This window comes from Paenibacillus sp. MBLB1832, assembly GCF_032271945.1.
Lineage (GTDB): Bacteria > Bacillota > Bacilli > Paenibacillales > NBRC-103111 > Paenibacillus_E > Paenibacillus_E roseopurpureus.
In genome coordinates this window covers 4,823,771-4,849,386 of record NZ_CP130319.1, presented here as the reverse complement: position 1 = coordinate 4,849,386, position 25,616 = coordinate 4,823,771, and the positions used below count along the sequence as shown (strand labels likewise).

Annotated in this window: 23 protein-coding genes; 13 read left to right on the top strand and 10 right to left on the bottom strand. The window is 49.3% G+C overall.

All coding sequences use genetic code 11. The annotated features are described in order from the left end of the window. Window positions 1–23 precede the first annotated feature (23 nt). The 5 genes from MJB10_RS21790 to MJB10_RS21770 all read left to right on the top strand — a co-directional run bounded on the left by MJB10_RS21790 (window position 24) and on the right by MJB10_RS21770 (window position 4,785). Entirely contained in the window at window positions 24–1,220 is a 1,197-nt protein-coding gene (locus MJB10_RS21790; protein ID WP_314798373.1) for an aminotransferase-like domain-containing protein, read from the top strand. Between the two features lie 718 nt (window positions 1,221–1,938). After that, entirely contained in the window at window positions 1,939–2,400 is a 462-nt protein-coding gene (locus tag MJB10_RS21785) for a DUF2269 family protein (RefSeq protein ID WP_314798369.1), read from the top strand. 206 nt (window positions 2,401–2,606) lie between these two features. Beyond that, the gene (gene leuB, locus MJB10_RS21780; RefSeq protein ID WP_314798367.1) at window positions 2,607–3,686 is read left to right on the top strand and encodes a 3-isopropylmalate dehydrogenase; all 1,080 of its coding nucleotides are present in this window, start codon (window positions 2,607–2,609) and stop codon (window positions 3,684–3,686) included. A gap of 160 nt (window positions 3,687–3,846) precedes the next feature. After that, entirely contained in the window at window positions 3,847–4,395 is a 549-nt protein-coding gene (locus MJB10_RS21775) for a peroxiredoxin (RefSeq protein ID WP_314798366.1), read from the top strand. 81 nt (window positions 4,396–4,476) lie between these two features. Continuing rightward, complete coding sequence (locus tag MJB10_RS21770; protein WP_314798363.1) at window positions 4,477–4,785, top strand: glycine cleavage system protein H; 309 nt, start codon at window positions 4,477–4,479, stop codon at window positions 4,783–4,785. On the opposite strand, the gene MJB10_RS21765 is transcribed toward MJB10_RS21770, so the two are convergent. The 5 genes from MJB10_RS21765 to MJB10_RS21745 form a co-directional block, all read right to left on the bottom strand. Further along, the gene (locus MJB10_RS21765; RefSeq protein WP_314798360.1) at window positions 4,782–5,087 is read right to left on the bottom strand and encodes a hypothetical protein; all 306 of its coding nucleotides are present in this window, start codon (window positions 5,085–5,087) and stop codon (window positions 4,782–4,784) included. The genes MJB10_RS21770 and MJB10_RS21765 overlap by 4 nt on opposite strands. A gap of 206 nt (window positions 5,088–5,293) precedes the next feature. Next, window positions 5,294–7,258, bottom strand: coding sequence for a glycoside hydrolase family 15 protein (locus tag MJB10_RS21760; protein WP_314798357.1), 1,965 nt, complete (start codon window positions 7,256–7,258; stop codon window positions 5,294–5,296). A 179-nt stretch (window positions 7,259–7,437) separates the two neighbouring features. Beyond that, window positions 7,438–10,446, bottom strand: a complete 3,009-nt coding sequence (locus MJB10_RS21755; protein WP_314798354.1) for a 1,4-alpha-glucan branching protein domain-containing protein — start codon at window positions 10,444–10,446, stop codon at window positions 7,438–7,440. Beyond that, the gene (locus tag MJB10_RS21750) at window positions 10,447–11,049 is read right to left on the bottom strand and encodes a DUF4912 domain-containing protein (RefSeq protein WP_314798352.1); all 603 of its coding nucleotides are present in this window, start codon (window positions 11,047–11,049) and stop codon (window positions 10,447–10,449) included. An 83-nt stretch (window positions 11,050–11,132) separates the two neighbouring features. Continuing rightward, window positions 11,133–11,345 carry a hypothetical protein gene (locus MJB10_RS21745; protein ID WP_314805811.1) on the bottom strand — a complete coding sequence of 71 codons (213 nt, stop codon included), beginning with the start codon at window positions 11,343–11,345 and terminating at the stop codon, window positions 11,133–11,135. 192 nt (window positions 11,346–11,537) lie between these two features. Between MJB10_RS21745 and MJB10_RS21740 the strand changes: the two genes are divergently transcribed. After that, window positions 11,538–11,960: a hypothetical protein gene (locus MJB10_RS21740; RefSeq protein ID WP_314798350.1), complete on the top strand. Its 423-nt coding sequence runs from the start codon at window positions 11,538–11,540 to the stop codon at window positions 11,958–11,960. 99 nt (window positions 11,961–12,059) lie between these two features. Here the strand turns inward: MJB10_RS21740 and MJB10_RS21735 are convergent, their stop codons facing one another. Further along, window positions 12,060–12,833: a LytR/AlgR family response regulator transcription factor gene (locus tag MJB10_RS21735; RefSeq protein ID WP_314798347.1), complete on the bottom strand. Its 774-nt coding sequence runs from the start codon at window positions 12,831–12,833 to the stop codon at window positions 12,060–12,062. A gap of 245 nt (window positions 12,834–13,078) precedes the next feature. On the opposite strand from MJB10_RS21735, the gene MJB10_RS21730 reads away from it, so the two are divergent. Then, entirely contained in the window at window positions 13,079–13,645 is a 567-nt protein-coding gene (locus tag MJB10_RS21730) for a hypothetical protein (protein WP_314798344.1), read from the top strand. Here MJB10_RS21730 and MJB10_RS21725 read toward each other — a convergent pair. Further along, entirely contained in the window at window positions 13,613–14,254 is a 642-nt protein-coding gene (locus MJB10_RS21725; protein WP_314798341.1) for a helix-turn-helix domain-containing protein, read from the bottom strand. The two genes, MJB10_RS21730 and MJB10_RS21725, sit on opposite strands and share 33 nt — an antisense overlap. Window positions 14,255–14,450: 196 nt before the next feature. On the opposite strand from MJB10_RS21725, the gene sigI reads away from it, so the two are divergent. The 4 genes from sigI to MJB10_RS21705 all read left to right on the top strand — a co-directional run bounded on the left by sigI (window position 14,451) and on the right by MJB10_RS21705 (window position 19,303). After that, window positions 14,451–15,239 (top strand): RNA polymerase sigma factor SigI, encoded by a 789-nt coding sequence (sigI, locus tag MJB10_RS21720; RefSeq protein WP_314798338.1) that lies wholly within the window; start codon window positions 14,451–14,453, stop codon window positions 15,237–15,239. A 19-nt stretch (window positions 15,240–15,258) separates the two neighbouring features. Continuing rightward, the gene (locus MJB10_RS21715) at window positions 15,259–16,602 is read left to right on the top strand and encodes an anti-sigma factor domain-containing protein (protein WP_314798335.1); all 1,344 of its coding nucleotides are present in this window, start codon (window positions 15,259–15,261) and stop codon (window positions 16,600–16,602) included. A 142-nt stretch (window positions 16,603–16,744) separates the two neighbouring features. Further along, the gene (locus MJB10_RS21710) at window positions 16,745–17,758 is read left to right on the top strand and encodes an aldo/keto reductase (protein ID WP_314798332.1); all 1,014 of its coding nucleotides are present in this window, start codon (window positions 16,745–16,747) and stop codon (window positions 17,756–17,758) included. Window positions 17,759–17,791: 33 nt separating this feature from the next. Then, window positions 17,792–19,303, top strand: coding sequence for a leucyl aminopeptidase (locus tag MJB10_RS21705; protein ID WP_314798328.1), 1,512 nt, complete (start codon window positions 17,792–17,794; stop codon window positions 19,301–19,303). A 111-nt stretch (window positions 19,304–19,414) separates the two neighbouring features. On the opposite strand, the gene MJB10_RS21700 is transcribed toward MJB10_RS21705, so the two are convergent. Further along, a complete protein-coding gene (locus MJB10_RS21700) occupies window positions 19,415–19,969 on the bottom strand; it encodes a hypothetical protein (protein ID WP_314798326.1) in 555 nt (184 codons plus the stop codon). A 140-nt stretch (window positions 19,970–20,109) separates the two neighbouring features. Between MJB10_RS21700 and MJB10_RS21695 the strand changes: the two genes are divergently transcribed. Next, window positions 20,110–21,393, top strand: coding sequence for an MFS transporter (locus MJB10_RS21695; protein ID WP_314798324.1), 1,284 nt, complete (start codon window positions 20,110–20,112; stop codon window positions 21,391–21,393). After that, window positions 21,390–22,310 (top strand): Gfo/Idh/MocA family protein, encoded by a 921-nt coding sequence (locus MJB10_RS21690; protein ID WP_314798320.1) that lies wholly within the window; start codon window positions 21,390–21,392, stop codon window positions 22,308–22,310. Before MJB10_RS21695 ends, MJB10_RS21690 begins: the two co-directional genes overlap by 4 nt. 470 nt (window positions 22,311–22,780) lie before the next feature. Here the strand turns inward: MJB10_RS21690 and gcvPB are convergent, their stop codons facing one another. Continuing rightward, window positions 22,781–24,259, bottom strand: coding sequence for an aminomethyl-transferring glycine dehydrogenase subunit GcvPB (gene gcvPB / locus MJB10_RS21685; RefSeq protein ID WP_314798317.1), 1,479 nt, complete (start codon window positions 24,257–24,259; stop codon window positions 22,781–22,783). Then, window positions 24,256–25,614, bottom strand: coding sequence for an aminomethyl-transferring glycine dehydrogenase subunit GcvPA (gcvPA, locus tag MJB10_RS21680; RefSeq protein ID WP_314798314.1), 1,359 nt, complete (start codon window positions 25,612–25,614; stop codon window positions 24,256–24,258). The genes gcvPB and gcvPA overlap by 4 nt, the downstream gene beginning before the upstream one ends. Window positions 25,615–25,616: the final 2 nt, after the last annotated feature.

Here is a 25,616-nt window from a genome sequence, read left to right as displayed (position 1 = left end):
AATGCGAAAGGATGCGGCCCCGTATGAAATATCGATTTTCTAAATCGTTGGAAGGCTTTTCCTCATCAGCAGTAAGAGAAATTCTTAAGCTGACGCAGGGAAGCTCGATTATTTCCTTTGCTGGCGGACTGCCTGCTGAAGAATATTTCCCATTAGACGCTGTCAGCGATGCGTTCAAAAGGGTTGTAGAAGGCGGCAAATCTGCGCTGCAATATGGTTTGACTGAGGGATATAAGCCGCTGCGTGAATCCTTATGTAAGCGTATGGCGGCTAAGAACATGATCGTGACGCCTGATGAGATGTTGTTAACGACAGGTTCGCAGCAAGCGATCGATCTTTTGACTCGCGTGTACATTGACGAAGGCGATGTAATTCTTGTTGAACGTCCGACGTATTTGGCAGCGATCCAAGTGTTCCAAGCCAAAGGTGCGAAAATCTACTCCGTTGATAGCGATAGCGACGGTATGATTCTCGATGATTTGGCGGCCAAAATCGCGAAGCATAATCCGAAAATGGTCTATGTCATCCCAACCTTCTCCAACCCAGCGGGTCGGGCATGGAGCTTGGAGCGTCGTCAAGGCTTGCTAGATATTTGCCGCGGCGCGGATGTGCTCATTCTGGAAGATGACCCGTACGGGGAAATCCAGTTCGATGAGAGCGAAAGCTATCCGACAATCTTCTCGCTTGGCGGTAAAGCTGAGGGTGGCAATGTCGTGTATACAAGCACATTCTCCAAAACCGTTGCACCAGCTTTCCGTACGGGTTGGGTGATGGGCGACGAGTCGATCATTCGTCAAGTTGCTCGTTTCAAACAATCCGCGGATCTGCACTCTTCAACGATTGATCAGCAGACGCTGTATCATTTGCTTGAGCATTTTGATCTGGACGCACATATTTCCTTAATTCGTGAACAGTATCTGGATCGGATGAAGTTCATGTCAGGGCTGCTCGCTGAGTTGAACTGGCCTGGCCTGAAATATGAAGAGCCGAAAGGCGGCATGTTCATTTGGGTCGAACTTCCTGAGCAAATTAATGCTGCGGAATTGTTGAAAATCGCGGTCAAAGAGGGCGTTGCCTTTGTTCCAGGTGCTACCTTCTACGCGGAAAATCCACAGTACAACACAATGCGCTTGAACTACACGCACACAGACCGTGAAACGACGGTTCTAGGCATGCAGAAACTGGCGAAAGCGATGGAAGCTTATTTGCAAAATGCCTAGGGCATGAGCGAATCGGCAGCGCACGATTTGATAACACCCAAAGCTCATGGGCTTTGGGTGTTTTTTGCGTGCATCTGCGGCGCAGGGGGTACAGCCGCGGCAGTGGCGGGCGTCGACCCCAGCGCACCTGCGCGCCAATAAGGCCCCCGAGGGGACTTAAGGGTGCTGCACTGCCGCGACGCTCCCTTACCTAACCATCTGGAAGGAAAATGCTGGGTGCAACTGATAGGACCTGATTCGTTGCTGGCCTTCACCTACGGGAATCAAAAGTTCTTTTTCTTTCATCTTATGGAGGATGTTCCGTGACTTCTTAGTCCCGAATCGGAAAAGTTTCAGACACATGCGGGGAGAAATTGCTTGCCCACGCGATAGTGCTAATCGACAAATCTCTTTTTCGATAATAGTTAATTTCCCGAATTGTTCCTGATCCCTAGGCTGTTCGTTGAAATACTTTCCAAGCGTCTGGTACAATGCTGTTGTATAAATGTCTCATAAGATTTATCGCATATGACAATGTTCAATCTCGCCACTTTTTCAGAAACGTAAAGAGCCGCTCCCTAGCATCATGAAATAATCGAGTTAGAAAATTTGATAAAATCTTAATCTGAGTTTTGGAAAAAATATCCATAAATGGTGTGTGCCCACATAGAAAAACGAGAGAACGGATTGTATCTTTAACATTGTGTTGTTTTTATTTTACATAGTATCGAGAGGGTGGATGAATGTGAAGTTTCTTGTTCTGATTCATGTGTTATCGGCGATTATTGGGGTGGGCCCAACATTTTTTGCGCATGTGCTGCTTCGGAGAAATCAAACCTTAGAGGAACTGCGGATGTCCTTACGGGTCGGCAGGCGATTGGAGATTTTCCCGAAAATCGGCGGTTCGATCGCGGTGCTGAGTGGACTGTTGCTGATTTGGCTGGGCGATTACGGTTCATTCATGCAAATTTGGCTGCTTGGATCGCTTATCGCATATGTGTTGATTCAGATTATTGCAATCGGCTTTGCGACGCCTAACCAGAAAAAGCTGGGTGGCTGGGTACTGGATCCTACGAATCTGCAGGAAACGGCACTGCCAGGTGATCAGATCTTGCTATGGGCGAAGGCGCGAAATTACTTTTATGCCGCATCGACGGTGGGAGTCATTTTATTCATTTTCATGATACTAAAGCCAAGCTAATTAGCGTTATCCTGCCTCTTTACACTACTGTTCGTTGAAGGAAGGTGTAAGAGGTTTTTCTTTTTCATGTTTTATAGGTAAAAACTATTAAAGTGATAGATTTTATATCTAAAGTAGGGTGTCTAGTTATGTTACAATGGTGTCAGGATAGAATGAAAGAATAACGAACGAACTAGGTTTGCTAAAATAAGGAGTGAATGATTGTCATGGCAGATGTGAAAAAAATCGCGGTAATCGCTGGGGACGGTATTGGTCCAGAAGTCGTTGCAGAAGCAGAAAAAGTATTGAAACGTACCGAAGAATTGTTCGGCTACCAATTTGAAACAGAGCATGCGCTATTCGGCGGTATTGCGATCGATGAGAAAGGCACACCTCTTCCTGAAGAAACATTGAAGGTTTGCCAATCCGCAGACGCAGTTCTTCTAGGCGCAGTTGGCGGTCCGAAATGGGACAACAATTCCAAGGAGCTTCGTCCTGAAACAGGTCTTCTCGGTATTCGTAAAGCGCTTGGCTTGTTCTCCAACATCCGCCCTGCGTTCATCTTCGATTGCTTGAAAGAAGCTTCCACGTTGAAACCAGAAGTTCTTGAAGGAACTGATTTGATCGTCGTGCGTGAATTGACTGGCGGTATCTACTTCGGTGAGAAATTCCGTCGTGAAACGGCAAATGGTCAAGAAGCGGTTGATACTTGTGCTTACAACGTAAACGAAATCGAGCGTATCGCGCGTCAAGCGTTTGAGATTGCACGCACACGTCGCAAGAAACTTGCTTCTGTTGATAAAGCGAACGTTCTTGAAACTTCCCGCTTGTGGCGTGAAGTGGTCATCCGTGTTTCGGCTGACTACCCAGATGTAGAGCTTGAGCACGTATTGGTTGATAACTGTGCGATGCAATTGCTTCGCCGTCCGTCCAGCTTCGATGTTATCGTAACTGAGAATATGTTTGGTGACATTTTGAGTGACGAAGCAGCTATGTTGACAGGATCCATCGGTATGTTGGCATCCGCTTCCCTTGGTGAAGGCAGCTTCGGTTTGTACGAGCCAGTACACGGATCTGCGCCTGATATCGCGGGTCAAGGTATTTCCAACCCAATCGCAACGATCCTATCTGTTGCCTTGATGTTCCGTTTGACTTTCGGCTACCACGAAGCAGCCGATTCCATCGAACGTGCGGTAGCAGAAGTACTAGACGCTGGACACCGTACAGGTGATATCGCTGTCGATAAGAGCAAAGCGATCGGCACGATTGCAATGGGTCAATTGATTGTAGACGCAATGCGTAAATAATAAACAAAACTCGCACTCTCGCAGGCAGAAATGCTGGAGGATGCGAGTTTTATTTTTTAAAATAATTATTATCTAATATACGATCTAATTATTGACTTTCAAGTAGGTGGATGGTACCATTTTATACGAATAAAGATAGATTTGAGGAGGAATTATACCCATGGCAGAGCGTTTGGTTGGTAAACAAGCTCCTGATTTTACAATGGAGACAGCTACAGGTGATGGCACAGGTTTTGGTAAAGCATCTTTGTCTGATTACAAAGGAAAATGGTTAGTTCTTTTCTTCTACCCATTGGACTTCACATTCGTATGTCCAACAGAAATTACAGCACTTAGCCATGCAGCTGACCAATTCAAAGCATTGGACACTGAAATTCTAGGTGTTTCCATCGACAGCATCCATACACACAAAGCATGGATCAACACACCGGTTAATGACAACGGTCTTGGCAAATTGGCGTTCCCACTTGCTGCTGACATTACGAAATCCGTTGCTCGTGATTACGGCGTTCTAATCGAAGAAGAAGGTATCGCGCTTCGCGGTCTTTTCATCATCGATCCAGAAGGCGAATTGAAATACGAAGTTGTTAACCACAACGACGTAGGCCGCAGCGTAGAAGAAACACTTCGTGTGCTTCAAGCGCTTCAATCCGGCGGATTGTGCCCAATGAACTGGAAACCAGGCGACAAAAACTTGGTTGTTAAATAAGTTTTAACTACATAGGAAGGCCCCTCAGGTTAGCATGCGAATGCGGGCTGAGGGGTCTTTCTTCACTGAGGAGATAACAGGATGGATGTGATTACAACGGAAGATGTATTTTGGATTCGCCGAGAAGGAAATGAGGCCGTGATTGGTCTGTCTGAGCATGGGCTAGAGAAGTGGGGGATGATTCTATACATTGAGCTTCCTGAAAAGGGTGCAGAGCTAACCAACGGTGGCTTTCTCGGCTCTTTAGAAACAGCGACCCACGAATATGAGTTATTATCGCCCGTGTCAGGGAAAGTAATTGGGGTAAACATGTTGCTGGAACGGGCAACGATGCTGCTGTATGAATCGCCGTATGAGAAAGGCTGGCTATTTCGGGTAGCGTTGAATTAGTCCCCGCCACCACCGCCTCCTCCATCGCCGCCACCACCGCCAGAATCTCCGCCTCCGCTGCTCCCGCCACTGCTGTCGGAGTGACCATGACTGTCATGACCGCCATGATGTTGATGATGGTGGCCTCCGTGGTGATGGCGGTTCTCGTAAGAAGAATCACTCATGAAGCCGCTTGAGCTGCCAGAGTCGTAATGGCTATCTCCTTGTCTACGCCCATTCTTCTTATGAGAACCTTGAGAGAAGGCTGAAATTAGAGTTAGAATGGCTATCGCAATAAAGAAAAAAAAGATGAAACTCCCCATCGTGGACGCCTCCCTTCATAAATAAATCCATTTAATCGAAATTCATCGCTAATTCCAGCGAAATTAGATACATGTTTTCCATCTAAATAGTAGCTTTAGGAGCTGCATTCCTATATAAATGCTAGTATGTCGGCTGGGTTGATTACCACACACCACTTACAAAAAAATGCCGCCCTCCATAAGAGAGCGGCCGATGAAACAACCTATTATTTCCCTGAAAGTTGCTTATATTTGTTGAGATACTTCACAACGGTGAGCACGTAAGTCGCATGTGACCAGGTGAGCGGTGCAACAGAGACAGGCTCGCCAGAGAATGGATCTAACTGCTCGGATAACACGCCGCTTTCCATCGCATGCTTGACGACCCATTCGAGCGTTTGGCGAGGTGCTTCAAGATCGGCGATCGTTTTGGCGTACTCGATTTCCCATTCGGCAATCCAGAGTGTACAGATGATCCACGGATTCCCAGGCACTTTATCGATATCGGTGGAACGTTGGAAATAATAATCATGATGATAACGGGCGGAGCCGCCGACTTCGGTTTTGATCATGAGGCCAGCTTTATTCGCTTGCATCGTACTTACGACACGCGGGTCGTCAGCAGGCAATACGCCAAATTCGAAGATCCCGTACACGGAGCTTTCCAGCGTCATATCTTTGACCCACGCGCCGTCCTCCATACACAAGCCGCGAACGAAGCGCTGTTCCCCTTCATCCCATAGATGCTTGAGGATACCTGATTTAATTTTCTCCGCCGTATGCTTGTAACGATTACTCCGCTCTTCATCTCCGAAGAGATTACTGAAGTTCGAAGCCGCGATTAAGCCGCCATACACAGCAGAAGCTGTGAACGTATAAATCCCGTAACGCTCCTCCCACAGATCGTAACTCGGCTTCGGCAAGTTCAACTCTTGATCAATGTACGTGGACATGAATCGAGCTGCCCGACGAATAAGGTTGCGATAAAGCGATTGAGCGAATTCGAGGCTCCCATTCTTCTGGAAATCCTGCCAGAGCGCGTACAAGACAAGGGCTGTTTCATCTTCTTGAATCGGAAGCTGCACACGACCTGAATGAATATAAGGATGCCAGCTGGAGCCTACCGTGCCATCGGGATTGTATTTATGATGCAAATAACCTTCAGGTGACAGCACATTGGCGCAGAAATTGAAGAACGGGATGATCATCCCTTGGTAACCTGCCATCGACATGGAGTAAGCGATGAGCGCGCCGTCGCGAGGCCACATGTAGCTATAATGGTCGCGGTTGCTTTGCATGATGTCGGAGTCGTTCGCAGCGATAATAGCACCATTCACATCGGTTTGCGTGCGAACGAGCAGGAGGCTTTGTTTGAATAGTCGTTGGACCTCTGGTTTAAGATCGAAATAATCGCGATCAATTTTGTTAGCCCAGCGCTGCCAGTACACCGTTACGCGGTCGAGCAGCTTGCCAGGATGACTGTCTTTGACATAGGCGTCGAGCTTCTTGACTTCCTCTAAATTTTTGCCTGCGCCCATCCAGTAGTAGAGTGTTTGGTCGCCATTCGGCGGGACGAATAAACGGAAGGAGATCGTACTATCGACGGAGCCTTGTGCGATGGCATTCCCCATGAGGTGGCCATCCTCGGCGTCGCGCCAAGTACCTTCTGCGTTGTAGAAACGTTTGACACCTGTTGAGTATTGATAAATTCCCTCAGTGCCAGTACTGCCGTTAAACATGAAATAACGGTCTTTTTTATAATGAAATACGGTGTTCGTCGCAGGATAATAGGCCGCTGTGTCGCCAACTTCTGTCTCATTAATGAGCAAGTCTTGGTTGAAGAACATGCGGACTTCGCGAACCGTATTCGTGTGATTCGTAATGTGAATCCGTTTCAAATAAATATCCTCACGCTGGTGAACGCCGTCATTCATAAGCAGGGTAATACCGAGCCCTGGATGTGTAGCGGTCACTTCAGTGACGAGAGAATCTTCGACATAAGCGAGCTTGAATTGCCACTCAGGGGCATTCAACCATGCGAAGTCTCCATCCACCCATACACCAACACGGCATTGATAACCGCCAATATGGTTAAGCTGGCCTACGAAAGGATAGTACAGATCTCGCATGTAGGAATGCTGATCGAGGTTAATAAGGAATTTTCCATTTCCGATGACCAGATGTCTTGGCAATACAATCACTTCCCCACTTGTTTGTTTGATCGCGCAATTCAGCTCAGGCCAAGAGGTCTGAACGATGGAGCACAAGTCTTGCCAATAGGTTACCTAATTCTGACAAAGGAATCAATGATTCTTTGAAAAATTTCTGAAAATTCTTACTGGTCGCGCTTTCATTTGGTACAGATATCCAATTACTTCATTATTTCCTTCGGAGGCGTGGTGCTAAGGGATGGTGGCCGTTGGTCAGATCGTACTCGCTCATACAGCTCAGTTGTCAAAGAACCGATACGTGCCCAGTCATACATTGGATAAAGCGACTGCAAAGCGTTAGAAGCAAGTGCTTCAGCGACAGCAGGTTGCTCGAAAAGTTGAATGATATGCCGCGCTAAGGCGTCGCTATCATGGGGAGGGAATGTGCAGCCATTGCTGCCGGTGTTGACAATTTCCTTGAGACCGCCAACCTCAGAGGCAATCAGTGGCGTTCCACTAGCCATCGCTTCTAAGGCGACCAATCCGAACGGCTCGTAGAGGCTCGGGAAAATGCAAAGCGCAGCTGCCTCCAGTAGTATGTTTTTATCATTTTCATCTAGAAAGCCTGTGAACAGAATTCGCTCGTGATTAGGGGACGCAAGCGCCTCCAACGATTGTCGTTCAGGGCCTTCTCCAGCGATGATTAACGTCGTATCTGGGAATCGTTCCAGTACTAGCGGCATAGCAGCTAGCAGCGTGTGTACGCCTTTTTCATAGACAAGTCTCCCAAGAAAAGCAAGGAGCCGAGAGGAGCCGTTAACGCTGCTAATCGCCTCGTGAAGAAGCCGATTCGTCGCCTGATCGGTCTGTTTAGGCTTGCGGAAAGATGAAACCCCATTCGGGATGGTTGTGATTTGATGAGCGGGCAGATGAAAAAGTGTTCGAACTTCCTGCTGCATGGCGTGACTGCACACAATAACGTGGTCAGCAGTTTCTGTTAATTTACTTTCAAGTGTATGAATTCGCTTCTGCAAAGGTGATTCGAGCTTCCCGCGATTTCGACCTATTTCTGTGGCGTGTATCGTCGCAAGGAGAGGGACCCCTAGTTCCTGTTTAACGGACTGAGAGGCATAATACACGAGCCAATCGTGAGCATGAATGAGATCGATCTGAAGCCCCTGCCGGGATAAGGCAAGTACAACGTCTGTAAAGGCTAAATTCATTTGAAGGACGCGGTCTAGGAAATGAAGCGTATCCGCTGTCGGTAAAGCGGCAGCCCGATGAATATGGACACCCTCAACGACTTCATAAGAGGAACATCCGTGAGCTTGGCAGGTTACGACGTGGACGGTATGTCCCTCAGAAGCGAGCTGTTGCGATAAGTCACATACGGCTCTTGCGAGGCCGCCGATCACATGGGGCGGATACTCCCAAGCGAGCATAAGAATGTGCAAATGATGAGCGCTGGATGCTGTAAGAGCGGCTGTCACAGCGACTTCTTGCAGCGGTAGCGCGGTAGGTGTGCTCAAAGTTGACCCAGACGCGTTATGACTTGATGAATGGCCTAAAAACAGTCGGTAATCTAGCTCGGGCAGGAACGGAGACTTTCGCTCCAAGGCATGTACGAGTGTGGACAACTCCTTGTCGGAGGTAGGTTTTTCTAATATATGTAAAATAGAATGGCACCCCGCAAGATGCGTTTCAATGCGCTTCGTTGCGTAAGAGGTTACCGTGTCTGCGTCGAGAATAAACGTCCAATCGCTGCTCTGCGCGAGCATGAGCTCTCGCGCGGCTTGGTTCAGCGCCCGCAGCTGCAAGCTGCTCAGCGCTGCAGGATCACGGTGCCGCTGCGCAGCCTGCACCATCCGGTCCTCCGCGGCGTGCAACCGCGGCGTCACCCACTGGCTGCGCGGCTGCAGCCAGACATCGGCGTAGCCGCCGCGACCCCAGCTCGACACGGGAAGCGTAGCTTCCGTGGTCGGCGCATGGGCGGCTGCGTAGCCGCCAAGCGTAGTCGTGGACACGACTACGCCATCATCGCTGCGCGCGGCGAGGCCGCGCAGCACAGCTTCCAGCCACTGGTGGCCTTCGTACCACCAGTGCCCAAACAGCTCGGCATCGTAGGGACATACGATGACCGAGGGCTGCGCAGACGCAGAATCCGCTGCGTCTGCATCAAGACTCGAGCGCCGCTCCTCGAGGCGGCGCACCTGCGCCACCCGGCTGGCGATGAAATGCTCAGCATGGAGCTGAGCTTTCAACGCGGCGCGCGCCGGGTCGTAGGGAACTTTGGCGTCACCCTTGCCGGTGACGCTGTAGTACTTGAAGCCCGTGTTGATGCGTGCGCCAGTAGGCAGCACATAGGGCTTCAAGTACGCCCACTCGGCCCCGCCGTGCTGGCCGAGGTCGTGTCCAATATCGCGATAATAGTCGCGATAGTCAGGGTCGCCGGGGTATCCGGCCTCGGCGCTCCAGACCTGGGCGCCGGCCTCGGGGTCCCGGGCGAAGGCACAGGCGCCGCTTGCTGTGCGCAGCGGCAGCCCTGCGTGATCCGCTGCTTCATCCTGCAGCGCGAGCGTATGAGCGTGAGTGTCCACAACGAAGTAGTGAAGATCCAGTTCGCGGAGATGAGGCTCCAGCGAAGGAGTATAGCCACATTCCGGCAGCCAAATGCCAGAAGGGCTGCTACCAAAATGGCGGCGGAATTCGTGCACCGCGGCCTCGAGCTGTGCACGCATCACGGCATCATTCTTGACTAATGGCAAGAAGGCATGCGTCGCGGCGGACGTAATGAGCTCTAAGCAGCCTGTACTGCTTAAACTGCGGAACTTGGCAATGAGATCGCCATGCAAGCGATCATAGAGCAGATGGAGCCGATGGTAGTGATCGGCGTACAGCTTGGCTAAGGGGCCGAAGTGTTCATCCCCCCATAGCCGAATAACTTCACGTTGTCCCAACTCACAGAGAGTCGAGAGATGCTTGCGCAGCCTCATGTGAAGCCGGGAGTCCTCAAGCATAGCTAGCAAAGGCGGTGACAGTGAAAGAGTAAGCTGGAAGGGCACACCATCTTCGATAAGCCGATCCATCATGTCAATGAGCGGCAAATACGTATCGACAACCGCTTCGAAAAACCAACGTTCTTCAAGCGTAACCTCAGTTGCTGAGTGACGCACATAGGGAATATGAGCGTGCAAGAGCAGAGCAACATAACCTTGGACGGATGAACTCAATTACGTATCGCCTCCGGATTCCGTATCTAGCGAGTAAGCAGGCTTCGGTACATAAACCGAATAAGCTGAGAAATACGCGTGTGCATCAGGCGTGCGTTGCTTGACGACAAGGGTCGCAGGGAGATAGATGTAAGGTGAGACAACACCAACTGCAGATGAGGTTTCCCTCCAGTCGCCAGTTGGCGTTTCAATGGTATTGGAATGGAGCAGTGGAAGAAATTGACCTTGCTCATTATGAATGCCGAGACTTGCATAATAGGTACGTCCTGGGCATAAACCTCCGATAAAACATGATTCGCCTTGCGGCAGTGGAAGTTCTAAGATGCTCCCAATGGCTGGATCATCGGTGTTCTCAGCGTCCAGATCATCCGAAAAGGTATGAAAGCGTAACGCGGGGCTGAGCTCGCGCCAGTCTTTGTCATAATGCTCCTTCAGGAGCCTTTGTTTGCTTGATGAAAGTTGCCAATAAATAAATTGCGTAGAAGGGGATCGCACTAAGAAATGCAGTGTATCGCGATCAATTTGGAATAAAGGAGATTGGATAGAAATCAGACTCACCTTTTCTAGGGCATATGGAAATACGAAGGAGAACCATGCCAGCAAAACCTATCTCCAATTGTAGCATATGCGCCATATAAACCAAAAATCTCCACCCATCGAAACAGGAGGAGATTACTTGCAAATCTTCACTTCGTTGAAATGTTGCCCTCCATGAACCTACTTTCCGTAAGTCTCATTAAAGAGTCATACCGATTGGCCGATGAGAAGACCAACAAATACTCGTCTTGTTTGACATTGGTGTAAGAGGCCTTGAATCCGGTATGATACTGGACTGTCATGCTGGAGGATTGATCGTCATACTGCACAAAAGCAATCTGTCTGGAAACACTCGGAATCATGTTCACGCCGCTCTCCCCTTCACTTTAAAGAATTCGAAAACCACGTAATGGATCGATCTCTACAATATTTATGCTTATTCACACACATTTAGAATGATTTGACATAAGCTAGCTCTCATACGAAAAAGGAATTTCACACATTTGTAACGAATATATTAAAATAATCCGGGTTTATGAATAGGAGGGAATTCCATGAGCTTTTGCTGTGGAGCCAGTATGATTGGAACGAAAGGTACTTTGAAGCATATCCGTACACAAATTCACAATGTGCCCATTCTATTCTGTCCGGTGTGTCACCATATCGAGGTTCACTATTTGGTGGAAAACGAGTACGAAATTCTTGCCGAATATGCCCATGGCGATGGTGCGGTGGAGGTTGATTTCATCGAGTATGTCGATGGGAAGGATCATCTGCTGCATGATAATTGTGTGAATCACGAAGGCGAAGAGCCGATGGATATCGTACGATGTCAAATTGACATGGCGTTGGATTTGCTAGGCTTCGCGAAATCGATCGAGGATCAGGAATGGCAGGATCAACTGATGAAACGGTTGAAAATGCTGAGCGCGCGCCGCGATAAGCTAAAAAATAAAAAAACCTCCAAAAATTCATAGAGGTTCGATGATATCGAAACCTCCCGTTCATGGATAGGGTGCTGCGGAATTGACCGTAGAAGCCCATCCACGAACGGGAGGTTTTTTGCTGCATCATAATTATTTCAGTTCCTGCAATAACTTGGCAAAATCCTTTTGCAAATCACGGCTCAAAGGGATGGTGACCGACGTATGATTCAAATGTATCAGGAATCGGCGTGATGTTGGGAACCCGCTTTCCTTCACGAAGGAAACGACATGCCTTAGATTCACGAGAAAACCTTTGAAGGGACTAAACATATGTGGTGTGCTTTGCGCCAAAATTTCCGACAGATTGGTGCTGGATTCCATCTGAGCCCCGTTGACAAGATGAATCCGCGATAAGCGTTTCTCTTCCTTTTCAACATACAGAATAGCATCTTCTGAAATGGGGAGCTCTGATTTCTGACTTTTAACCGTGATCCAGGTGGACGCAGGTGCTGCTTGCTCTTGCAGTGAACGGCTTCGATCTAATTGAATCTGAGCTATGGTCTTCCGGATCGCAGCTTGGAATTTAGGCAGTATGACAGGCTTGGACAAAAAGTAAACCGAATCAAGATCGTGAAAGGCAGTCAATATATGATTTGTATCCGTTGTTCCGCTTACCATAATCACCTTCGGATGATAGCCTGCCTTCTGGATGGCTTGAACAACGGAGATACCGTCCATGTACCCTTCGAGACCAATATCCATCAGCAGGATATCGGGCTGCAGTTTATCATACACTTTTAGAAACTGCTCCCCATCGGGCATGATGCAAAGTACTTGCAAGCCGCATTGCTGACAGTAGCTTTCTAGCATTTGGCCAATCCAATAATTATCTTCTACAATGGCAACCGTGAAAAGGTGTTCCATTGATTGCTTTCACTCCATTCCTTACCGAAACATGACAAACTAGTGTCAACTGATACACAGAAACAGCCAACTTAGTCCAATTTACATGCAAAATTAACAATATGATGTATATTCAAATAAATGTAACATATCGTGGCAGTATGGTACAAACACATTGTTAAGAAATGAGGGACTCACAGTTGTTTACATGGGTGAAATGGATAACCGCACTTATGTATGTTTTTCCCATAATAATATGTGCACTGATGTTATTTCGACTTCGTATGAAGCCGTATTGGAAACAGATTTTGGCAACAGGACTTCTAGGATCCTTCGTTCTGCTTCTAAATACTTCACCCCTGCTCATTATAGGTATCCTGTGCGTATTGCTGAAGCTTGTCTGGCGTTATCGACTGGTACCAGCACTCCTGATCGCGCTTTCAGGCTATATCATAACGGCCATCCTAGGTACTTGCGTCCTGGTTTGTATGGAAATGATGAAAGTTGTTTCGTATCCTGAAGTGATGAACCGCCCCGTAGATGTCATTTTGATTCGAATTATTTCGCTGCTGGCCAAATGTGCCTTTTTCTTCACACTCTCTAAGTTTAGGCTGGGATTCACTTTTTTATCCAACTATACAAGTATTCCGTTCACACGAGAGAATGCAGGTGTATACTCGTTTATTCTAGTTGTATTGCTTGGAATTGCTTATCGACATGTATATCCTAACAGTGCTTACAGTGTAATAATGCCCATACAGATGCTAATTATGGCAACATTGCTTTTCATTTACGCTACGTTAAGTAAAGAAATTAGCTTTCATCGGAGATGAAGCGATTGTCGATGAATGGCTTACCATATGTCCATTATTTGCAGCAACGTGATCTAAGATCGTCTGATGATATTTCTTTTGCGGAATAGCCGCTGCCACAATGCATGGCGCATTTTCATAGATGTCGAAAAAAAGTTTGCCTTCTGATGGGGCATACTTTTTTATTTTTTTCAGATTTACAAAAAGGTGATTATCCAACTTCACGAAGTGCTGCTCAATTAAAGTTTCGATGAAAGACGTGAATGCGACGAGTGACTCCACTCTTTCTTCTTTCATGCCGTCTGCTGAGACATAAAGGATGGTCTGAATGCCAAACTCCACATACCAGACTTGATCTATTTGAATTTCAGGTGTGGAAGCCCATGTGACCGCTTCTTCTAAATAACCTGCTTTTTTTAATAAATCCGTATATGGATATTGATAGGCATGTGCTAGTTTTCTTAAAGTCTCAGGGGATGGCTTGATGATGTCATTTGTGGTACGATTACGCCCTAACTCCAGATCCCTAATGTAGGCGTGAGATAAACCGCTTTTATTTGCTGCTTTCCGTAGTGATGCTTTGCCTCTTAACGTTTCGAGGAACTTACCAAACTGATTGTTTGCTTCCATGTGAAACACCCCCTATCTTAATATTATAAAGGATTCATAAAGTAATTGAAACCGTAACCAAGGGTTTATTTGCCAGTAGGTGCTCATTTGGTGATCTATGTTATAATGAATCAGCATTTTATTTCAGATTTTATTCGGAAGTACCCCCTGAATTTAACTACTTAGGGACGAAACTACTATACTGTGAGGTGGAAAGGTGCTACTGGTACTATTCAAGAAGTTTCTGGGAAATAAAGAGTCCCACGGAAAAGATGAACCACAGGCCTCTTCCCTTGAGGTCATCATACATCAAATCCAATCAGGAGACCTACGACTTCGGAATCAATTTATTGCAGACTATCAGCCATACGTGGCTAAAGTAACAAGTCGATTCTGCAAGCGATTTATTGATCCAGCAAGAGATGATGAGTTCAGTATTGCTTTAGCCGCTTTTAATGAAGCTATTAACCAGTATTCCTCCGTGATGGGCAGGTCATTCTTAGGCTTTGCTGAAACGGTGATTAGGCGAAGATTGATTGACTTTATCCGTAAGGAACAGAGATTTAAAGGGCAGATTCCTTACAGTTCCTTCGATCAAGAGGATGAAGAAGATAATCTGATGAATCCGATCGAGGTCCATCAAGCCATTGAAGCTTATGAGAAACAGAAGGGTCTGGAAGAAAGACGGAGCGAAATTATTGATTTCAACCGCTGCTTAAGTGATTTTGAGATTAGTTTCTCGGAATTAACCGATGCCTCCCCCAAGCACGATGATTCGAGGCAAATGCTATTTGGTATTGGCCGAACACTTGCACACGACGCAGAGCTTATGCGCACTCTGCTGACGAAGCGACAGCTGCCAATTAAGGAGTTGCTCGAGCAAGTTCAAGTATCAAGAAAAACGTTGGAGCGAAATCGTAAGTACATTATTGCTATTGCACTTATTTTTAATGGTCCTTATCCGTATTTACGGGATTACTTACATATTCGCGATGAAGAAAGTTGAACGAAGGGAAGAACAGCGCATGAACAAGGGGATTGTAATGGAACTAAGCGAGAACTCCATTATTGTAATGAACGCTGAGGGGCGGTTTGAGAAGCTACCAAGGGGGACTCGCAGTTGTGAATTGGGAGAAGAGATTCTATATGCACCTGTGAAACGTCGATTACGCGTTCCGCAGATGGCCATTTTGTCGGGATTGGCAGCAGCGATTGTGGTATGTTTTGTATTAGTTTCAACGTTGACAGGAAACGGGCCTGGCAATAGTGTCGTTGCCTACGTAACGATCGATATTAATCCTAGCGTTGAAATTGGGATTGATAACAAGGAAGTTGTACGTGACTTGCATGGCTTGAATAGGGATGGAGAACAGCTGATTGAATCACTTGTGTTTGAGGGCAAATCACTTGCAGATGTCACCTCTGCGATTTTGGATAAGGCTGAACAAGGGGCCCTCGCGAAAGGTGAAGGAGATATTATTATCTCATCCACGGTTGTTGGTCCTAAGTCAAATGTCAATGATGAGGCGATTGCGTCGAAGCTGAAGGCGCAGGTAAATAAGCACATCGAGGACAGTCATCCAGACCAAGTGAAAAATTTCGAAGTTCAAGCGTTCGCTGCGCCGCAAGAAGTTCGCAAAGAAGCGCAAGCAAGCGGCATATCCGCTGGTAAATATGCGATCTATCTCAATGCGATGGATAATGGTGTGAAGGTATCCCTAGATGATATCAAATCCACATCCATCCATAATCTTGCCAAAGAAAACGGCGGCATTCAATCTTTCGTGAAGCCTGATCGTCCGATTGATAAAAATTCCTTGGAAAGACTGCTAGCGGATGAGAAATCTGGCAAGCTGTCGGAGAGAGTCCAGCAGATGGCGGAGAAGTCTGGATCGAATAACGGTTCGAATAAGGACAACGAGAAAGACAAGAACAACAATGGGAAAAACAGCAACAATGGCAATAACACAGGGAACACGTCCCATGGTCAAGTAACCAAGCCAACGGCAACACCGAAAAATAATCGGGATGATAGCAACAAGAACGACAACAACGGCAGAAATAATAGCAATGATCGTAATTCCAACAATAAAGATAATAAAGACAATAGTAAGGATGATCGCTCGTCGACCCCAAAGTCCGATCGGAAGAACGATGATGATGACGACAATGACAAGAAGTCATCCCTTACGAGCAAGCCAACACCAACCCTTAAGGCTACGGTTAAACCGACCATCAAGCCCACAAGCAAACCGATGGCAAAGCCAACGCTAACGCCTAAGGGCGATGGCAGATTTAACGGGATATCTTGGGGCTGGGGAAATGATGGTCGAACCCTTCGAGACATCACGGACTGGAAAAAGAATTGAATTTCGGCTAATTGGCTGAAAAGAGGAAGCATCTAAGGCGGAATGCCTTAGATGCTTTTATCTGTTCCTATGTGTAGGAAAATGGAAAGTGGAACAGAGTTGTATTACAATAAGTGTAATCAACCTAAGGGGGAATTAGGTCTTGCGATATTCGACGTTCGGTAAATCCGGTTATCAAGTTTCATCATTAGGTTTCGGGGCCATGAATTTACCCGGTGTGCCCATCGAGCAAGCTAGAGAAACGCTGAATTATGCCTTGGATCACGGCATTAACTATATAGATACAGCAGCAGCTTATCGCAATAGTGAAGAAATAATTGGGGAATGCATTTCCCATCGTAGAGATGAGTATTTCTTAGCGACGAAAACAGGGGCTCGCGATTATGCTACGGCAAAGGCGGAAATTGAGCGAAGCTTAGTTCGAATGAAGACGGATCATGTGGATTTGCTGCAAATTCATTATGTCAACGATGTCAAGGAATATAAAAAGGCAATGGAACCCGGCGGCGCCTATGAGGCAGCGATAGAGGCTCAGCGCGAAGGCAAAGTGCGTTTTATCGGTATTTCCGGGCACCGACCCGATCTGTTGGTGAAATGGATTTCCAAGGGGCAATTCTCGCAAATTTTATTCCATTTGAACTTGGCACAGCCTTTTGCCTTAGATGAACTGATTCCGAAAGCGACGGAAATGGATCTGATGAAAGTGGCCATGAAACCTCTATCCGGCGGCTTTATTCAACCTGTGGATCGAGCGATTCGCTATCCCTACAGCCAAGATGTCCATGTGACGATATCCGGGATGATCAGCATTAAGGAAGTGCAAGAAAACCTGGCAGCGCAAGAACAAGAAGTGGGTCCAGAGGAACGTCTGGAGCTGGAGCAGTTGGCGCGTGAGCTTGGCGAGCATGATTGCCGACGCTGCAACTATTGCTCCTGTCCGCTGGAAGTATCGATTCCAGATGTCATGATCGCAAGTAAATTCCGGGAGAAATTTGGGTTGCTGCCGAAGGGCGATGGTTTTTTCCAACGTCAGAAGGACAGAATAATTGGCTGCGCGGATCATGACCCGTGCAAAGAGACCCCGATCTGCGAAGCGAAGTGTCCGTATCAATTGCCGATGCAATCTGTGGTGCAAAAGGCGGCTTCGTTTTATTAATTGAAAATTAGATGAGAGTAGGGACATCTTTCGATGTTTACAAAAGTGACGGATATAACAACGGGTGTATACACTTCGTTGATGGATAATCGATCTGGGGCAGACGCTATTCTCGTCTGCCTCACCGAAGATGAGCTGCGCCAGGACGGCGTCCTCGGCCAGGCGCAGCTAGATCAAGCCCTTGCGCGCATGCGCGACAAGGGGCTATTCACCGGCGCCTCAGGCGAGCTCGAGGCGCTGCCGACTCACGGGCTGCTGCCGTACGCGTACATGCTCGTTGCGGGGCTCGGCCCCGCAGCCTCACGCGATACGCTGCGCGCAGCCGCGGTGTTTGCAGCGCGCCAGATGCTCGCGCTGCAGTTCGAGCGCTTGGCGGTGAAGCTGCCAAGCGGCATCGACAGCCGGTCAGCCGCGTTGGCGCTGACCGAAGGGCTGCTGCTCGGTACGTACCGCATCGCGGCGTACCGCAAGAACGACCCGGCGCGCGCGGAGCTGCGCCAGGCGGTGTTGCTTGCCGAAGCGGCTGCGGATGCAGCGCTTGTGGCGAGTGCGATCGCAGCCGCCGAGGCGGTTGCGGAGGGCACGAACTATGCCCGGGATCTGACGAACCTCCCGGGCAACAAGCTCGTACCGGCTTCCCTCGCGGAGGAAGCCGTTCGTCTTGCCCAGCACTATGGCTTCGCCTGCGAAGTGCTGGATGAGCACGAGATCGCCGCCCGCGGGATGGGCGGCCTCACAGCAGTCGGCGGGGGCAGCGTGCACCCGCCCCGCATGATCACCCTGCGTTACACGGGTGATCCAGACAATGCCGCCGACGTGCTGGGCCTCGTCGGCAAGGGTGTGACCTTCGATACCGGCGGTATCTCGATGAAAAAGCCCGACGGCATGGAAGAAATGATCAGCGACATGGGCGGAGCCGCTACATTGCTGGGAGCCCTGCACGTCGTGGGCCAGTTGAAGCCTAAGGTCAACTTGGTTGTAGTCATTCCAGCTGCGGAGAATATGACGTCGGGAACAGCTTATCGTCCAGGCGATATCGTGACGATGCTGAGTGGTCATTCCGTGGAGGTGCTTAATACCGATGCGGAAGGTCGTATTATTTTGGCCGAGGGAATTACGTATGCCAAATCACTAGGGGCGAATCGACTCATTGACGTTGCGACGTTGACAGGAGCGATTCTGATCTCCTTTGCAGATATTGCGACAGGAGCTGTAACCAATGAAGATGCGTTCTTGCAGCCGCTCCTTGGAGCAGCTGGCCTTGCTGGCGAGAAAGTTTGGCAATTGCCCAACTATCCCGAATATCGAGCCATGCTGAAGAGCGATGTGGCGGATATCAAAAATGCCACCTCCTCCGACCGCTGGGCTGGCGCGATTACAGCTGGACTGTTCATTGGCTATTTTGCTGAGAAAACGCCATGGATCCATCTCGATACTGGCGGCACCGCATGGCTGTGGTCAGCAAAAGGGATTGAACCCAAAGGAGCCACTGGCGTTATGGTCCGGACGTTAGCTGCGTATTTGTGCGGTGAACAACTCCAATAACACGATTGCTAAACAAAAAAATCACCCGCGTTGGGCAACTCTCCACCTGCTATAAGGAGCAGGCGGAGAAGTCCAACGCTGGGTGATTTTTTTCGTGAAGGTTATTCAATTCTAAGCGCCAACTTGTCGTCCAACAGAAGCTGGATGCTTATGATTGGATTGTTGCAGCTCTTGAATATCCGTAATGCGAATAATGAGGCGGTTCACTTCATTTGTTGTATAAGAGAGCTGCTCAGAGCGTTCTTGTAATTGCGCTAAGGAAATGCCGATCCAATTCTTCTTGCTGCGGTGCTTCAGCAGGTCATATTTGAGAACTGTCAGTGTCGCCGCATAAGGATCAGGCTTGACATACACATCTTTCATTTTATCTGCGAGATTAAAAAATAGCATACCGCCATTCCACTTCACATAGCCAGGTTCAAAAAGGATGACTAAGAAATCGGAATCGCCTCCGTCCTTATTCTCCATCGTGAGGAGGCGAACAGCGCCGCTGGATTTCGGTTTAATATATTGGTTGGAACGTATATCTGGGAGGAACGGTACGATTAGCAATGGAAAAACACTCGCGATATACAAATAAATGGTTGACTGAAACGAGAGAGAGAGTACAATGAAAGTCAAAAAGAGCAACGATGTTGCGAGTAAACCGATAAGTTTAGATTTCATATGGTTACGATGATCCCGCCTGACATGATAGATTAGGTAATCACTCTATTTTACCATAAGCAACCCATAGGTTGTAAACTATTAGATACTTCCACGCGATTAGACATCTTGCTAGACTCAACAAAGGAGGGTGTAGGCCTATGAAACATTCCGTTCTGAACATGCTTAAGCCGAAAAAGAAAATGTCCACCTATCGCAAAAGCTTATTGGTCGCGACATTCGAAGGATTTCCCGCAGTCATCATCTATCAATTATTAGGCGGCCCTTTCTTAACGGGCTATTTGATTTATTTGGGGGCAACATCAACGGAGATCGGCTTTATCTTGGCAATTACGACTGTCGTCAATATCGTTCAAATTGCGATGGCTGTTGTTATGCAAAAGTTTCGAAACCGCAAACGCATGCTCATTATTTTCGGCTCCATGCATCGGGTGCTTTGGTCGTCAGTGGGGTTAATTCCTTTCGTCCTGCCGCATGAATATTGGGTGGTTACCTATATTATTTTATATACCGCTGCTCACTTGGGGAATGCCGCTGCGGGAATTGTCTGGACCTCCCTCATTAGCGATGCGGTACCGGGACCGATTCGGGGGCGGTATTTTGGACTGCGCAACACCATTCTCGGCGGCGTCAGCTCGTTGGCTCTTTTTGCCGGTGGCCAAATCTTGGACCGATACCCTGGGGAGCAAGGCTTTAACTATATTTTCATGATTGTCAGCGTTTGTGTAGTGTTGAATATCGTGGCTTACTTCCTATATCCGAACCCACCTTTTGAGCCTTCAACGGCGTCAAATCCAGTAGGGATGATCCGAAAGCCCTTGATGGATCGCGCCTTTCTAAAAGCCATTATTTTTCTAGCGAGTTTCCTGTTCGTGCAAGGACTTACCGTCCCGTTGTTCTCCTACGTGATGTTGAAGCTAATGAACATTTCCTACGGCACAGTTTCCTATATTACAGTTGTACACACACTAGTCATGATGGCTAGTTATTACGTCTGGGGCAACTTAAATGCGCGCTTCTCCGCACAAACGCTTTTGTTATGGTCACTACCCATTATCGCGTTGGCCTGCTTGTTATGGGGAGCGATTGCTTTCATTCCAGCAGTTGTGGTGCTGTATGCGGTCCATATTGTATTGGGCATTGGCCTTGGTGGCTTCAATCAGATGGTTTTCGCGTTCACCATCGGAGACACACCGAAAAGTGAAAGACCCATGTATATTGCAACGTATTCGGCAATCACGGGATTTGCGGCTTTTCTAGGACCCGTTGCTGGCGGGAAAATTTATGCGCTGATTGCAAATGAACCCCTGTGGGTTCAGGTATATGGGGTCTCTACACTGGTTGGCGCGATTCTGCTTCTACTTGGTTTGACCATAGGGCGGTTCGTATTACGAGCTCAAATAAGGAGTGACATTTCTATATGAGTAGAAAAAGAATAGGCCTCATCGGCTTAGGTGATATTGCACAAAAAGTATACCTACCACTGCTATCTGTCCACGATGGCGTGGAGCTTGTGGGGATTACGAGCTCTACGGCGGCAACAGTTGAACGTTTGCAAAAGAAGTATCGCGTCCCGTTTGGAACGACCGTCTTGGAGGAGCTTTTGGCGCAGGGGTTGGACGCTGTCTTCGTACATAGCCCGACTCCTACGCATTATGGTATTGTGATGGCCTGCTTAGCTCATGGCGTTGCGGTGTATGTAGATAAGCCGCTTTCCTATACATGGGCGGAATCAGTAGAGATGGCGGCTTATGCGGAGCGAAAAGGCGTGCTGCTCGCAGCAGGCTTCAACCGCCGCTTTGCGCCGCTATATGTAGAGGCGAAGCAATGGCTGCAGGAATCAGGCGGTTTTGACGTGGCTTCGGCCGTGAAGCATCGGACCAAGCTGCAGGGTCATGGTGCCAAAGAGACTTTCTACGACGATTTGATCCACATGCTGGATCTTTTGCTTTGGCTGGGCGAGGCGCCTTATGAAGTAAAAGCATCACAGCAGCACGTGGACGGGAGCGGTAAGCTGCTCCATGCCTCTGGGATGTTGGGGTTTGGCACGAAGGTGGGCTCCTATAGTATGGTGAGACAAGCTGGCGTTGATTTGGAAAAAGTAGACCTGCACGGCAGTGGAAGATCCGTCGAGGTGACGAACCTTGAGTCAGCCGTCTTCTACGATCGACAAGCCGCTCCGCGCCTGCGTACCTTCGGCAGCTGGGACACCGTGCTGGAGCGCAGGGGCTTCGCAGGCGTCGTGCAGCATTTTATCGATAGCTTGGACAATCCTCAAAGTTGCAGCATACGCGCAGATCTTGTGTTGGAGTCGCACCAATTGGTGGAGCGGCTTATCTAGGGGCGGGAGCGTGGTGCACTATCCCATAGGCTCAGAAGTGAGTGGGAAGCTTGGTGATCTGAGTGAAGGGGACAGTGTGAATAGGTCGGAACATGGTGCACTATCCCTAAGGCTCAGAAGTGAGTGGGAAGCTTGGTGATCTGAGTGAAGAGGATAGTGTGAATAGGGGCAGGAGCATGGTGCACTATCCCATAGGCTCAGAAGTGAGTGGGAGGCTTGGTGATCCGAGTGAAGGGGATAATGTGAATAGGTCGGAACATGGTGCAGTATCCCTTTGGCTCAGAAGTGAGTGGGAAGCTTGGTAATCTGAGTGGAGAGGATAGTGTGAATGGGTGGAACATGGTGCACTATCCCTAAGGCTCAGGAGTAGCTGTAAGTTAGCTGGTCTGAGCGAAGGGGATAGCGCGAATAAAAGGCAGCAAGCACATGGTCTCCATGTGGTTTGCTGCCTTTATTAGTTCTTGTTTGATTTAACCGCAGGTACAGTTCAACACGGGCTTCCGCGCAGCCAATGCCTCATCCATACGACTCACGACGGTGGTGTAGGGGGCATTTTTAACCAAATCGGGATTCTCCTCGGCTTCTTGCGCGATGGCGATCATGGTATCAACGAAGCTGTCGAGCGTCTGTTTGCTTTCTGTTTCGGTCGGCTCAATCATGATGCATTCCTCCACGCTAAGCGGGAAGTAGATGGTTGGCGGATGGTAGCCGAAGTCGAGCAGTCTTTTGGCAATATCGAGTGTACGGATGCCGAGTTTCTTCTGGCGGTTGCCCGAAAGCACGAACTCATGCTTACAGAAACGAGGATGCGGTACATCAAAATATGGCGTTAAGCGAGCCAGCATATAGTTGGCGTTAAGCACGGCATACTCGGATACTTTACGTAGTCCTTGAGGGCCTAAGGTGCGGATGTAGGTATAGGCGCGCACGAGAATGCCGAAGTTGCCGTAGAAGCCTTTGACGCGGCCAATCGATTGCGGGTAGTTGTTGTCAAAATAGAAGCTGCCGTCCTCCCCCTTGGCGATAAGCGGTGTTGGCAGGAACGGAATGAGCCGTTCCTTGACGCCGACTGGACCTGCGCCAGGTCCACCGCCGCCGTGCGGGGTGCTCATGGTTTTGTGCAGGTTGAGATGGACGACGTCGAAGCCCATGTCGCCAGGCCGCGTGATGCCCATAATGGCATTGGCGTTGGCCCCGTCATAATAGAGCAGTCCGCCTGCGGCATGCACGATTTCGGCAATTTCGACGATCTGTTCTTCGAACAGACCGAGGGTATTCGGATTCGTCAGCATGAGTGCAGCGGTGTCGGGTCCGACAGCACGGCGCAGCTCCTCCAGATTGACAAGACCACGTTCATCCGATGGGATTGTGACGGTTTGGAAGCCTGCAACTGTTGCACTGGCAGGGTTGGTGCCATGCGCGGAATCCGGGCAAATAACTTTCGTGCGGTGTTCGCCGCGGCTTTCGTGATACGCACGAATCATCATGAGTCCCGTCCATTCGCCATGAGCGCCAGCTGCGGGCTGAAGCGTCACTCTGTCCATCCCCGTGATCGCTTCAAGATCATGCTGAAGGTTATAAAGCAACTCAAGCGCCCCTTGAATGGAGGATTCTGGCTGATACGGATGGATGTGGGCAAAGCCTGGGAAGCGGGCAACGTCTTCGTTGATCTTGGGGTTATATTTCATCGTGCAGGAACCTAGCGGGTAGAAGCCATTATCTACGCCGAAGTTGCGACGAGAGAGTGCTGTATAATGGCGTATGACATCGACTTCGTATACTTCTGGCAGATCAGGCGCAGCTTTGCGCTGGAATTTGGCAGGCAGCAGTTCATCCAGATTTTGCTCAGGTACATCTGATTCCGGCAAGGAATAGGCGACACGACCAGGGTGGCTCATTTCAAAAATAAGTGCTTTCCCGCTAGAAGCGGCGGCGATCGATGGGTTCATACAAGTTCCTCCAATGCAGCTGCGAAGTTCTCGATATCCTCACGTGTACGTTGCTCTGTGACGGCGATTAACATATGGCCTGCCAGCTCTGGATAGTCGCGGCCGAGATCGTAGCCGCCGATGATGCCTCGCTGGAGGAGCTGCTCGTTCAGCTCCGTGATGTTCGTGCCGTCTGGGAACTTGACGGCAAACTCATTGAAGTAGCTGCCAGCGAACGGCAGCGACAATCGATCCGAGGCGGCGAGGAGGTTCGCCGCGTAGTGGGCTTTTTGGACGTTGAGTTTGCCAACGTCCTGGATGCCTTGCTTGCCCATCGTGGACAAGTACACGGATGCGCAAAGCGCGAGAAGCGCCTGGTTGGAGCAGATGTTTGACGTGGCTTTCTCACGTCGGATATGCTGCTCCCGCGCTTGGAGCGTAAGAACGAAACCGCGTTTCCCAGCGCGGTCGACGGTTTGACCCACGATGCGCCCAGGCATGCGGCGCATCAAGCTCTCCGCGACGGCGAAGTAGCCGCAGCTCGGCCCGCCCAGCGCAGCTGGGATGCCGAGCGGCTGGCAGTCGCCGACGACGATGTCAGCGCCGAGCTTGCCTGGCGCTTCGAGCAAGCCGAGCGTGAGCGGATTCGCGCTCACGACGAGCAATGCGCCCGCGCCGTGCGCGAGCGGGCGGGCCGCCGCGACATCCTCCAAGCAGCCGAAGAAATTCGGCGATTGGAGGATGACGGCCGCGGGCTCGTCGCTCGCGATCTTGGACGCGAGGTCGCCAAGGTCCGTTACACCTTCGGGTGTAACGGCGATCTCGACGACGTCCAAGTTCAGCCCGCGGGCGGTCGTGCGCAAGACAGCGCGCGCCTCGGGGTGCACTGCGCGCGATACGAGCAGACGGCTGCGCTTCGTCGCTCCGCTGGCTAAGGCGCCTGCTTCGGCCAGCGCCGTCGCGCCATCGTACATCGAGGCGTTCGCTACGGCCATGCCGGTGAGCTCACAGATGTACGATTGAAATTCGAAAATCGCCTGCAGCTCCCCTTGGCTGATTTCCGGTTGGTAAGGCGTATACGCGGTATAGAATTCGGACCGCGAGATCACATGATTAATCACCACGGGGAGGTGATGATCGTAAATGCCAGCGCCGAGGAAGCTGGCGTAGCGCTGGAAGTCCGCGTTGCGCCCCGCAAGCTCGCGCATATAGCGGAGCAGACCTTGCTCGCTGAGTGCCTCGCCTACTTGCAGCTCACCTTGAAATCGGACTCCCTGCGGAATGTCTTGAAATAGCTCTTCCATGGAGGAAATGCCGATGGCACCTAACATTTCCTGTTGATCCTGTTCGGTAATCGGTAAATAACGATGCTTCATGA